The sequence below is a fragment of the Candidatus Doolittlea endobia genome (assembly GCF_900039485.1).
GTDB classification, from domain to species: domain Bacteria; phylum Pseudomonadota; class Gammaproteobacteria; order Enterobacterales; family Enterobacteriaceae; genus Doolittlea; species Doolittlea endobia.
Genome location: NZ_LN999833.1, coordinates 624,743 through 637,625, shown reverse-complemented (window position 1 = coordinate 637,625; position 12,883 = coordinate 624,743). Strand labels below are relative to the sequence as shown.

Annotated in this window: 7 protein-coding genes, 1 other RNA gene and 5 pseudogenes; 1 reads left to right on the top strand and 12 read right to left on the bottom strand. The window is 44.3% G+C overall.

The annotated features are described in order from the left end of the window. Nucleotides 1–54: 54 nt before the first annotated feature. The 9 genes and pseudogenes from A4A68_RS03920 to rsmI form a co-directional block, all read right to left on the bottom strand. Nucleotides 55–159: a hypothetical protein gene (locus A4A68_RS03920; RefSeq protein WP_408605372.1), complete on the bottom strand. Its 105-nt coding sequence runs from the start codon at nucleotides 157–159 to the stop codon at nucleotides 55–57. A 9-nt stretch (nucleotides 160–168) separates the two neighbouring features. Next, a pseudogene (locus A4A68_RS03915) lies at nucleotides 169–896 on the bottom strand (hypothetical protein). 45 nt (nucleotides 897–941) lie between these two features. Continuing rightward, complete coding sequence (locus A4A68_RS03910; RefSeq protein ID WP_408605371.1) at nucleotides 942–1,337, bottom strand: F0F1 ATP synthase subunit alpha; 396 nt, start codon at nucleotides 1,335–1,337, stop codon at nucleotides 942–944. A gap of 11 nt (nucleotides 1,338–1,348) precedes the next feature. Next, a pseudogene (atpH, locus tag A4A68_RS02310) lies at nucleotides 1,349–1,887 on the bottom strand (F0F1 ATP synthase subunit delta). 14 nt (nucleotides 1,888–1,901) lie between these two features. After that, nucleotides 1,902–2,372, bottom strand: a pseudogene (gene atpF / locus A4A68_RS02305) (F0F1 ATP synthase subunit B). 39 nt (nucleotides 2,373–2,411) lie between these two features. Beyond that, a pseudogene (atpE, locus tag A4A68_RS02300) lies at nucleotides 2,412–2,666 on the bottom strand (F0F1 ATP synthase subunit C). Between the two features lie 50 nt (nucleotides 2,667–2,716). Further along, nucleotides 2,717–3,486 (bottom strand): annotated as a pseudogene (locus tag A4A68_RS02295) (FoF1 ATP synthase subunit A). Nucleotides 3,487–4,066: 580 nt separating this feature from the next. Beyond that, nucleotides 4,067–4,445, bottom strand: an RNA gene (rnpB, locus tag A4A68_RS02290) — RNase P RNA component class A. Between the two features lie 78 nt (nucleotides 4,446–4,523). Further along, complete coding sequence (gene rsmI / locus A4A68_RS02285) at nucleotides 4,524–5,390, bottom strand: 16S rRNA (cytidine(1402)-2'-O)-methyltransferase (RefSeq protein WP_067566120.1); 867 nt, start codon at nucleotides 5,388–5,390, stop codon at nucleotides 4,524–4,526. A gap of 726 nt (nucleotides 5,391–6,116) precedes the next feature. On the opposite strand from rsmI, the gene dolP reads away from it, so the two are divergent. Further along, nucleotides 6,117–6,692 (top strand): division/outer membrane stress-associated lipid-binding lipoprotein, encoded by a 576-nt coding sequence (gene dolP, locus A4A68_RS02275; RefSeq protein WP_067566114.1) that lies wholly within the window; start codon nucleotides 6,117–6,119, stop codon nucleotides 6,690–6,692. 945 nt (nucleotides 6,693–7,637) lie between these two features. Here dolP and A4A68_RS02270 read toward each other — a convergent pair. From A4A68_RS02270 to mfd, 3 genes are all read right to left on the bottom strand, one after another. Then, the gene (locus A4A68_RS02270; protein WP_067566110.1) at nucleotides 7,638–7,961 is read right to left on the bottom strand and encodes a PTS glucose transporter subunit IIA; all 324 of its coding nucleotides are present in this window, start codon (nucleotides 7,959–7,961) and stop codon (nucleotides 7,638–7,640) included. Between the two features lie 441 nt (nucleotides 7,962–8,402). Beyond that, nucleotides 8,403–8,948 (bottom strand): oligoribonuclease, encoded by a 546-nt coding sequence (gene orn, locus A4A68_RS02265; RefSeq protein ID WP_067566107.1) that lies wholly within the window; start codon nucleotides 8,946–8,948, stop codon nucleotides 8,403–8,405. Between the two features lie 310 nt (nucleotides 8,949–9,258). Continuing rightward, the gene (gene mfd, locus A4A68_RS02260) at nucleotides 9,259–12,717 is read right to left on the bottom strand and encodes a transcription-repair coupling factor (protein ID WP_067566105.1); all 3,459 of its coding nucleotides are present in this window, start codon (nucleotides 12,715–12,717) and stop codon (nucleotides 9,259–9,261) included. Between the last annotated feature and the right edge of the window lie 166 nt (nucleotides 12,718–12,883).

Here is a 12,883-nt window from a genome sequence, read left to right as displayed (position 1 = left end):
GCGTTTCGCCGAAAACAGTACCAGCGCTTGCTGGGCGACTGACATCGGCGCATATTATTTCTGCTTCAGCAGCTCGGCTATTTTCTGAAAATGATCCAGCTGCTTGCAGGTTACGTGATCTAAATCAGAAGCAAACTGGGAGAAGTGCGGCCAATTCACGATACTGCGCTAGAGCAGCATGAATACCGCCGGACAGTTTTTCATGATCTTAGTTTGAGCAGCGCCACCGACGCGGGAAACCGAGATCCTCGGGTTAACGGCAGGACGGATACCAGCGTTAAACAGGCTCGATTCTAAGAAGATTTGACCATCGGTGATGGAAATCACGTTAGTCGGAACAAACGAAGAAGCGTCATTAGCTTGGGTTTCAATGATAGGCAGCGCGATTAACGAACCGGTTTTTCTTTTCACCTCTCCATGAGTGAACTTTTCAACGTATTCCGCGTTGACGCAGGATGCCCGCTCTAGCAAACAAGAATACAGGTAGAATATATCTCTTGGATAAGCTTACGACCAGGCGGCCGGCGGAGAAGAAGGGAGATTTGACGATACGCCACAGCTTGCTTAGAGAGATCATCATAAATAATCAACGTATCTTCGCCGCGATCGCGGAAGTATTCACCCATGGTGCACCCGACATACGGCGCTAGATACTGCAATGCAGCGTCTTCTGATGCGCGGTGGCGACTACGACGATGGTATTTCACTAACGCGTTGTGCGCTTCCAGCTTGCGCACTATATTTAAGATAGTCGACGCTTTTTGGCCAATAGCGACATAAATATATTTGATACTACTGTTGCGTTGATTAATGATGGTATCGATCGCTATCGTCGATTTACCGGTCTGACGGTCGCCAATAATAAGCGCACGCTGAGCTCGTCTAATAGGAATCATGGTGTCGACGGATTTATGACCGGTCTGTACAGACTTATCGACCGATTAACGCTCGATCACATCCGGCGCAATCGCTTCAACAGCGGAAAAACCGTTGTGCTCTATCTGGCCTTTACCATTGATAGGCGCACCAAAAGTGTTCACCACGCGGTCAAACAAGCCACGACCGATGCATTTGACTTTCATGCCTTCGGATAGATCAGAACACGGCTCCATAAACACTGTCCAGACGGAGCGCGTTCTAAGTTTAGTGCAATGGCGGAACGGGTTGCCTGGTAACAGGGTTACTTCGCCCTGCATAACTTTGGTCAGACCGTGTACGCGGATGATCCCGTCGCTGATAGAAACAATCGTACCTTCATTATAAAGTTCGCTTACTAAATGAAACTGAGCAATGCGTTGTTTGATCAGCGTGCTGATTTCGGTGGAAATCAATTGCATTTTCAATCCATTTAAAATTGCAAGACGCTTCTTGTCAAGCGTTCCAGACGACCACGTACACTGCTGTCTATCAGCATATTTCCTATACGAATAATAATCCCGGCCACGATAGTTTTATCAATTTTGCAATTAAGCTTAACTTTACGTGATAGACGTTGTTTCATCGCGGAGCTAATTGTTTCTAGTTGTTTTTCTTTCAATATACTAGCGTAAATAACATCCACGGTTACGGTTACTTCCTGCGCCGAACGTAAAAGGATGAACTGTTTTAGCCCGTCCGGGAAAACCGTAAGGCGCCCATTTTCCGACATCACCCGTATCAAGTTCTGACCGGCAAGATTAAGTTCCTCGTCACAAACCGTGATAAATGCCTTCGCCAGTTTTTCTGGTGCAACCGCTTTTGACAATAATACAGCGATCCGCTCATTGCAGCTCACTTTAGCATAAACCTCAGCATTATTGTCTGTCAGTGCGCTACAAACTGGTGCTCGACGGCAAAGTCAAAAGCCTCCTTCGCGTAGAGTCGGGCTATAGTTACTAGTTCAGACATTGTCCTTTCTTACCTTACAGTTTAGCTACGATTTTATCGACGATGTCGCTATTGGTAGTTTCATCTACGGAACGTTCGATGATTTTTGTAGTGCCCGCTAAAGCCAGCATGGCAACCTACTGTCGTAATTCTTCGCATGCTCGTTTGCGTTCGGCGATAATTCCCTTTTTCGCCTGTGCCAAAATTTTTTTTGCGCTCTACTTCTGCTTTGATTTTTGCTTCATGAATCACTTGCGCTTTACGTTTGTTAGCCCCTTCGATGATTGTATGGGCTTTTATCTTTGTTTGTTTCAAATGATCTGTTACTTTGACTTTGGCGATATCTCAATCTTTTTAGCGCGTTCTGCGGAAGCTAAGCTGTCAGCAATTTCTTTCTGACGCTTCTCGATAGCAGCCATTAATGGTGGCCATATATATTTCATACAAAACAGCACAAATAAGATAAACGCGATAGCCTGTCTGAAAATTGTTGAATCAAGATTCACAGTACCATGCCTTTTGTAACGTTAACGGTTTAATGTTGGTTAGTTTGCATATGTAATACCTTGTACTACGGCGAATATCACATACAAGCTTAGGCCACAGTGATCATAGGAATGGCGTCAACCAAACCCATAACGATAAAGAACTGCGTGCGTAGTAAGGGGTCACAGATCAGGTTGACGGGCGGCGCCTTCCAAAAATTTACCACCTAGGATACCGATTGCAGCACAGATTGCTGCCAGACCCGTCATTACAGCGGCAGCTATGCACAGAAGATCCATATTCAGTTTTTCCATAACAATCTCCAGTTTCTTTCAGTCAAACGCAGTATTAAAGTGAATAACAATCAATGTTTTTCAGATGCCATCGCGAGATAAATAATCGTCAGGATCATGAAGATAAAACTTACAGCGTAATAATCAGGATATGGGAAATAGCCAAAGGTACATGCAGCATCCTTGCGACCACCACGGTAACAAACCAGAAATTAGAATGAAAATCAACTCATTTGCATACATGTTGCCAAACAACCGAAGACGTAACGAGACTGGTTTAGACTATAATAAAGCCACTAACTCCCTTCATCATCACGCTGTAATATAATATTAGTATAAATATACCTAGTGACATCGATAGCGTGATATTGATGTCAGCCGAGGGAACCCCGCGTAGCGCTGGTAGGCTTAGCAATGTGTTTGCCAAGGTGAGGTAGAAAATCGATAGGCAGCAAATCCATCAGATTAATCAGGAATATCCAGACGAAGATAGTCAGCGCCAGAGGCGCAATGAGCTTGCTTGTCCTGTGAAACACGTCATTTATGCTGTTGTTGACAAAGCCAACGATCAGCTCAACGAAGGTTTGCATCTTGCCGGGTATGCCACTAGTTGCGCCTTTGGCGATGTGGCGAAATATCAGCAAGAAAGCTGCGTCAAGCAGTAGCGAGAACAACATGGAATCAATGTTTAGAATCCAGAAAGATGACGCAGTATGAGGATTAATTAATTCAAAGTACGCAGGTCTAGCTGAAGGGACTTTAGGTGGTGGCCAATATATTCTTGTGCAGTAGAAATTTTTCCTGGTGCAGGCAGAATTATGGCCGTTGTCAATGTTTGCATAATCCGTACCGATAAATAGCTAGGCTAAATGGGACAAACGTAGCTTTAAACATGCCAAGCGCGACGAAGAAATACAGACAGTCGTTATCATTATTTTCAAGTTTCCGATAGCGCATAACGAGTCGTAAGTATAAATTGTCTTTGTCAAAATTAGTCAAGCTGTGCAAAACGTGCAAATTATACGTATCAGTACTGCAAATTCAATTTATTAGTAAAATTTTCAATACTTCACCAAGTATCTTCTGTAAATATATACATCACAGTGCATTTTAAATGCATCACACTCACGACTGAAGCATTGTCATTACAAGCTAAAACATTGGTTGTTTTAAAAAAGTCAAATTCAGATTTATTGACATGTGGTGTATGGTTGTGTTCCATATGCTGTCTTCTTGTTGTCTTTACAAAAGAATTAAGCTGCAGCAAGGAATGGCGACTCAATGTGCCATATGCAAAAGAGTGTCCTTATTTTCTAGCAAGGATTCGTATTTAATTTATCGCGATTTGCTTATGATGAACCGCTGTATTAATCAGCGTACACAAAAGGTAAAACGCCTAAGATAGATGTTGATCAACGTAAAAATGGAGCTGACTGTTAAGCCGGGTTCTGTCGTGGACAGTCATTCATCTAGGCTAGCACTCACGCGCTAGCTCAAGCAGCCTACCCGGGTTCAGTACGGGCCGTACCAATGAACCCCTCTTTGGCCTTGCTCCGGGTGGAGTTTACAGTGCCGCAAGCTGTTACCAGTCGCGCGGTGCGCTCTTACCACACCTTTTCACCCTTACCTGATCCTGTGTACACGGGCCATCGGCGGTTTGCTTTCTATTGCACTTGTCGTGGATTTGCACCCCCCAGGCGTTACCTGGCACCCATGCCCTATGGAGCCCGGACTTTCCTCCCCCCCACCTGTTTCCCTTTGCATGGACGACGATGAAGCGGCGACTATCTTGTCAACTCCAAAACGGAGTATAAAGACTTTTCCAGCGCTTGTCAGCTACGATCTGTGCTATAAATAATAATGGTTTAGTGCGCCACATTATGCTTTGTGTTGCTGATTGAGGCCGTAACGATACAGCGTATTCTTTTTGACACCGTGGAACTTCGCCGTCAGCTCCGCTGCTTTTTTCAGCGGCAACTCAGCTTGCAAAAACGCTAAAGTATGCAAAGCTTCGGGCAGCAGGCGTTCCTCCGGTACGTGATAGCCCTCGACAATAAGTACCATCTCTCCACGACGACGCTTCTCATCCTCCTGCACCCAAGCCAGAAGCTTAGCAAGCGTCGTGCCATAAAGCGTTTCCCATGTTTTAGTTAGCTCCCGCGCCAGCACTACATAGCGAAGAGGGCCAAAGGCATTCATCATATCTTCCAGGCTCTTCAATAGTCGGTGAGTTGACTCATAAAAAATCAACGTACGTGGTTCCTTTTTCAATGCTTGGAGAGAATCGAGACGTGCTTTGCGTTTCGCCGGCAAAAAACCTTCATAGCAAAAACGATCAGATGGTAGTCCGGAAGCCGATAGTGCAGTGATAGCCGCGCAGGCACCCGGTAACGGCACTACACGAATACCGACTTCTCGGCAGCGGCGTACTAAATGATAGCCAGGGTCATTAATAAGCGGCGTTCCTGCGTCACTCACCAAAGCTATACTCTGTCCGTCCTGTAGCTTCGCTAGTAGAATGTTTGTTTTTTGCTGTTCATTATAGTTATGCAACGTGAATAGCCTCGTATTTATAGAAAAATGTTGCAAAAATAAACCAGTATGACGAGTATCCTCAGCGGCAATAAGATCAACACCCTGCAAGATAAACAGTGCCCGATGGGTGATGTCCTCCAGATTACCGATGGGAGTTGGTACCACATACAGTGTTGATGCGGAAATATCCGTTTGTTGGTATTGATTCATTCTTTTGTCCAAATTGCTGATTTAATATTGACTATATTAGAAAAATGTAACTGAATACAGTATGATGTCTTCTGGTGTATTGAATTTTAAATTATGACACTGTTTCCTATCGTGCTGGGCTTATCGATTCTAAGCATCACGCTAATGGTCCGAAAACCTAACCAACCGTTCGGTTATTTTAGTAAACACCAATGCTTACTGTTATCCACAGAAGATGCAGGAAAGTAGCAATGATACCTTCTAATTATTGCGCACTGATCAAAAAAGAGCACACGTGTGCCTGCAGAGCGCTGTTGCTTCGCAACTTCAACGTTGCATTTAGGCGATATATGATACCTGCCAAAGTTGGTTTGTACTTACGTTGCCAAGCGCCTAACTGATTCGACAGCATGCCAGAAAAATAAAAAAATTTGGCAAACGTTAGTGCCACTCCTGTTTCAATAAATCTAATGACAACATATTGCAGGACTGGCTAGATATGCTGTGCATATACTAGGATAATCGGTAGGATTTCATGTTATTGCTCAGATAGCCATTAAAAGCTAGCAGGTCTGCTATCTGCAAAATTCGGAGAAGAAATATTACCTACACCGTTTAATCATGTGTAAAACTATTCCTCATCCTTGCAAGGAGGATTGTTTTTCTATTTTCCGACAACACTGAATTCCACCTTCCAAGTAGCGTGACGGATTTAATAATAAGCTGTTTTCCAATCAAGGAATCCAGATGAAGATACATCCACTTGTTTTCCTGCTGTGTACCACCTTAATCCTGCAAGGATGCGTTGGTGCAATGGTGATCGGCACTGCTGCAATCGCCACTAAAATTGCTACCGATCCACGTACCATTGGTACACAAGTCGATGACGGCATTATTAAAGTACGTGTCGCCAATGCGCTGACTAAAGATCAGCAATTAAAGAAAGATACACGTATCGTTAATACTGTTTATCAAGGCAAAGTACTTCTGACAGGTCAAGCTCTAACTCCAGAGCTTGCTGAACACGCTAAACAGATTTCGATGAACGTCGACAGCGTAACCGAGGTATATAACGAAATTCGTCAGGGGCAGCCGATATCGCTTAGACGCACTTCTATAGATACCTGGATCACTATAAAGATTCGTTCGCAGCTGCTGGCTAGAGATGTAGTCAAATCGTTCAACATAAAACTGACCACCGAGAACGGCGAAGTTTTCCTTTTAGGGCTTGTAACTAACGCTGAAGGAAAAGCTGCAACCGAAGTGGCTAGCAAAGTAAACGGCGTGAAGCACGTCACCACTGCTTTCACTTACTTACAGTAGTCTTGCTTTAAGGCAAAGCGGTCTACATTAGTGCATCTCAAGCAGGATCCAGGTTGCTTTTATCAGACATAGGTACTGGAGGTGTTGTAGCGTAAGCTAATAGGCTTAGCAGCACCATCTCTGCCAGATTGATTGTTGTTTGGCTTACAAATGATTTTGGTGATACAGTGAAAAGCTACTTTCAAGTATGTAAGATTCTCGGCGAGAAATTCGTTGAAAATATTAAATCATTTTTAAGCTGCTATACACTATCCGTACTATCTCAGTTTGCAATAACAAGTATATTTTATGTTTTGATATAGCAGCCGCAAGAGAAATTCCATAGAGAATGATTTAGTTTTGCTAGCTCGAATACACCAGAGTGTAGTCTGGAAGAACTAACTTAACAAGAGTTACTTTTGTTTTCTTCTTGATGTGAAAGTATTTATCCCATCATCCATATTATTACAATAATATCAAATCAACGTAATCAGCACTTCCTGAACACAACTGATTAAAGAAATCCTGTTCCTTACAAGAAAGCAAAATGCACCTAAACATACCATCATGATGAATGATTTAATTAAATCTAAGATGTACATCTACTTTGTCCATTTTCTTTTACCTAACAAAGACGCCTGTATTGCACTTGTGACTACATCTTTAAGTCTTTCAAAAACCACTTTAGGTTTCTCTTTCCAGCGAATCTAGAGCTATCAAGACATACATTGCATTGAAAACCTCTTGCGTCATGGCAGATATTACGTCTGTGGGCTTCGTTGTCAATCGCATAAAAGACGTGATTTGTTTGACGATAATCTTTAAAATCAGCTTTTCCCTGCTACCAGGTTCAGGGCGGCGATAGAAGTTGCGACAAACTCTTTCATATTACTCGCGACACCTTATTAAGCATTAAATACTTATTGACATTCAGGTAGTTAAATGCAGCCCTAGAATGGGCTGCCCCTATGTCACTTTAGTCCCTTTTGTTACCAGGAAGGTCAAACCTTGCTTATTAAGCGCTACGGTATCAATACCAACACATAGTGCAACTTCATCGCCTTCGTTGCTTTCCAAGCATAAAACATGATGAGCATTAAAGACTTTAATTAGTGCACTGTTCGCCGGCCACAACATCACTGTGTCGATAGGGTATATTGTTATACCTTCAACAGCGCGATTGGCGAAAGCTTTATCCGGCACTTGTTCCATTAGTACCACATTGCCAGTTATTAGCGAGATTACCGCTATCAAAATAGCGGCGGTAGACAGTATAGTCGTCTGGATCATCAGTGCCCGTCCTGTTTGTTACAGGCAACTGAATATGTTCACTTTCTATTAATATGACTTTTACTGGCAGCTAACACTAACAGCGCCCATTTGTTGTCTTTAACTTAAAGTGATACCTCTTCATTCGCTGAGTATATTTTACTTACTACATAAACGAGCCCTATATCAGTCATGTACAAAGTACTCATAATTGCTGCAACATTTATGCATTCCTCTCACTTTTTATAATTATAAATTATAAAATAGCCAATGAGGATTGTTTTTTGACTAGCCTGTTTCTTCGTCTGCTGAATAAATAGATAAGGACTACCGCGTTAATTCCTATCCTGCTGGAAACCTGCTTTAGTTTAATTTTAAAAATATATTAAAACAGTCTTAAACCTAACTCTCAATACTTGTGCTGTATCTCAATATCAGCAACGTAACTTGCAACGACAGCCTCTAAAGGCGGATAAAATGATCGCGATAATAAGCTAACTCCGCTACCGATTCGCGGATATCGTCCATCGCCTGATGGGTGTTGTTTTTCTTCAGCTCGGACAAAATTTCTGGCTTCCAACGGCGCGCCAATTCTTTCAGCGTACTGACATCTAGGTAACGGTAGTGAAAATACGACTCAAGCTCTGGCATATAACGTGATAAGAAACGTCGATCCTGACCGATACTGTTGCCACAAATCGGCGACTTCCCGGCGGGAACCCAATCAACGAGAAAGGCTAGGGTTTGCTCTGTCGCTTCCTTTTCGTTAAGCGTGCTTTTCTGTACTCGACCAACAAGCCCGCTGGCGGTATGGGTCCGAATATTCCAGTTGTCCATCAACGCTAGCTGCGCGTCGCTTTGGTGTATAGTTAATATCGGACCTTCTGCCAAAATAACCAGATTAGCGTCGGTGACTAGCGTTGCTATCTCGATAATGCGATCGTATTCGGGATTAAGCCCGGTCATTTCTAAATCGATCCAAATCAGATTGTTATCATTCACTGGCATAATTTTCTCGTAGCAAGGAATTGTGCAGCTTATCTGATAGAATAGCTTTGTATGTTGATAGGCAATACAGAGCCTAAAAGGCAAGAGTTGTCCGACTACAAAACCAATCATCAGCACCTTTTACAGCAGCGCTAGTACAGTATACCCTGCGAATAAGGAGCAACAGGCGCTATACAATCAGATTTTGAGCACATCGAAATTCTGTTGAAACAGATCGGCAAATTACCTAATTAAGCGATAACCAGTTGTAATTAATTGCAATTTTAAAACTCTGTAATGCCGCGCTAGATCTGCTACCTTAGCATGACATTTATTCATATTGAGCGCTTAGCGTATGCTTCTGTAATTTCCGCAACAGCCCATCAACATATTGGAGCCGCGTCTTGTAGTCCGACAGGTCGCCAATAAACTTCAAACGGGTTGGTCCGTCTAATCGATAAGTTCCCGATTCATGCATAAGCAGACCTGTAAGATAGGAAAGGTCTATGCGATTCGTATCGCTGAATTCGATAAACCCCCCTTTATCGTTGCTCTCGATACGCCTGATTCCTAGATTTTTCGCCTGCTGTCGCAGGCCAGCTATTTCCAACAAATAGCGCGCCGGATCGGGCAGTAAACCGAAGCGATCAATCAACTCAATTTTTTGCTTTTCGATTTCGCGATCGTCGACAGCACTGGCAATACGTTTATACAGCAACAAGCGTGTATTAACATCTGGGATATACTCTTCCGGAAGTAGCGCTGGCATCCGCATTTCCACTTCACTCAACTGACGGGTAAGATCGTTTAGCGAAGGTTCGCGTCCGCTTTTAAGGGCGTATATTGCACTTTCCAAAAGCTCCATATATAAAGAAAAGCCAATCGTTTCTATTTGGCCACTTTGATTTTTTCCAAGCAACTCGCCAGCTCCGCGAATTTCTAGATCATACGTCGCCAACGCGAAGCCTACACCAAGATCCGCTAATGATGTGATCGCCTCCAGCTTTTTAAGGGCATCTAGACTTAGTTCTTTCGGCGGCGGAGTCAACAAGTAGGCGTAAGCTTGATGGTGTGAGCGACCGACCCGACCACGCAATTGATGTAACTGCGCTAAACCGAAATGATCCGCCCGCTCAATGATAATAGTATTAGCATTGCTGATGTCGATGCCTGTTTCGATGATAGTAGTGCACACCAGCACATTAAACCGTTGATAATAAAAATCACTCATCACTCGTTCTAATTCATGTTCGTGCAGTTGACCGTGACCGATAGCGATGTGTGCTTCTGGCACCAGTGTTTTCAAACGACAGGCGGCTTTCTCAATATTTTCCACATCATGATAAAGATAATACACCTGACCGCCGCGGAGCACCTCGCGCAGGATGGCTTCACGTACTATCAACGCGTCGTATTCACGCACAAAAGTTTTCGGCGCAAGCCGCCGTGCGGGCGGGGTGACAATAATCGACAGATCGCGCATGCCGTTCATTGCCATATTTAACGTGCGCGGGATAGGCGTAGCAGTCAAAGTTAAGCTGTCAATATCGGCATGCATCGCTTTAATGCGCTCTTTTTGTCGCACACCGAAACGGTGCTCCTCATCGACGATAAGCAAACCCAAATCGTGCCATTGGACTTCGCTTTGCAGGAGTTTATGAGTACCGATTAAAATATCCACCTTCCCCTTGGCGGTCTGCTCCAGCACTTGCACCTGATCTTTGTCGCTGCGGAAACGAGAAACCATTTCAATACGTATCGGCCAATTAGCAAACCTGTCGCGGAAAGTGTCGAAATGTTGCTGTGCAAGTAAGGTAGTCGGCACTAGAATGGCCACCTGCTTATGATTTTCGATGGCTAGAAAAGCGGCGCGCATTGCCACTTCCGTTTTGCCGAAACCTACATCTCCACAAACTAGACGATCCATGACCAGCGGTTGGCACATGTCGCTCAGAACCGCGTTAATTGCCTGACTTTGATCTACGGTGAGCTCAAACGGAAATCCTCTACAAAATAACTGATAATTTTCCCAGTTGCGGCGAAAAGCAAAGCCGCTTTTCGCCGCACGCTTGGCAGAAATATCTAAAAGCTCCGCCGCTACGTCCCGTACCTGTTTGGCCGCTTTTTTCCGCGACCGCGTCCAAGCGGTGCCGCCGAGCCTGTGCAGTGGTGCCTTTTCATCAGCACCACCAGCGTATCGGCTAATAAGATGTAGGGAGGAAACTGGGACATACAACTTGTCATTACCCTCATAGATGAGGATCAAATACTCGGCTTTAATTCCGCATGTTTCCAGCGTAGTCATACCAGCGTAGCGGCCAACACCGTGTTCCAGATGGACTATTGGATGACCTTCATGCAGTTCAGTTAGATTATGAAGTAAGGTGTCAGTGTAAATAGTGTGGCGATTTTCTTTTCGATGTCGATTGACTCGTTTACCGAATAGATCACTTTCGCAAATCAGCGCTAGTGCGCCAGAAACATTGATAAAACCGCATTTGCTGGCACCGATGGCGAGATAAACGCCAGGTTCAACGGCGTCTTCTAGGCGATTTATCAGTGTCGGCAGCATTTTCACTCGCGCCAGCAGCTCTTTCAAAATTTCTCGCCGCCCTTCATTCTCCATCGAGAAAATCACTAGACCGTTAAATTGCTCGCAAAACCGGCGAAGCTTATCTATGGACGCTTTGCTCTGCGTCTCTATCGCTAAATCCGGTAGAGGCTGGTAATCCATATTATAGTGGCCAACTTTTTCCGATAGCGTTTGCGCACTAAGATGCACGCGCGGCCAGCATTGAAGTTCGGCAAACAAATTATCCACTTGCAGCCAGAGTGCTGTAGGTACCAGCAGCGGGCGCATAGGATTCACGTTGTGCTTATCGAACCGCGCGCAGACGTCTTTCCAAAAATAACCAGCAATATCCTCAAGATTACCAATGCTGACTACCAGCGTATTTGCCGGCAGATAATCAAACAGCGGCACCAGCGGTTCGCTGAAAAATAACGGCTGCCAATATTCGATGCCGGCCGGCAGCGTCCATTTACTCACTTGCTGGTAAATGTGCTCAATATCTCGGCACTCCTCGAACTTCTCGCGCCATTGGCTGCGAAACAGTTCTATAGCAGCTTTATCGATAGGAAATTCGTTCACCGGAAGTAAATTGATGGAGCGTACTTCCTGTAATGTACGCTGTGTCTCGACATCAAAAATGCACAAGCTTTCAATTTTATCATTTAAAAATTTGATGCGGTAAGGCTCTTCGGCGCCTATAGGATACAAATCCAGTAGAGCTTCGTGTGTAACGAAGTTACCATACCTCAGTATCTGATCGGCACTGCGATAGCCAGCTTGCTCTAACTTCGCACGTAATGTTTCCAGGGATAGATGCTGGCCTTTGGTTATCAACAGCGTGTGGTGATGAAAAAAACTGCGCGGGCAAACCCGCTGCATCAAAGTGTTCACTGACAAAATAATGATGCCGCGTGTAAGCAAAGGTAGCCGGTATAGAGTGGCAATTCTATCAGAAATAATTTTTTGATGAGGAGAAAAGTTGTCGTAAGGCAAGGTTTCCCAGCCCGGCATTGTTAATACTGGAAGACGGGTAAATTGCAGAATCTCATCGTGTAATCGCAGCGTGCTTTTCTTATCAGTTGTAATAAGCAGCACCGGTCCAGCATAACGGTCAACGATGGAAGCACATTCGACGGATACGGCAGCGCCGGTCAGGCAACCCAGAAAAAGATTCTGGCCGGCTTTGGTAGGTAAAGTATAAAGATTGCGCTCTGACATAGCCACTGATAAATCTCTTTTCTCACATCACGGGGCCCATCGCAGCACAGCCTGCTGTTGAGCTCTGCAGAAGCAGGGGCGGACGATGGCCAAAAAATACGCGCTTTCAAGAATAAAAGCAGACATAGCGGAACTTAATGGTTCTATAATGCTATACAATTCTTTA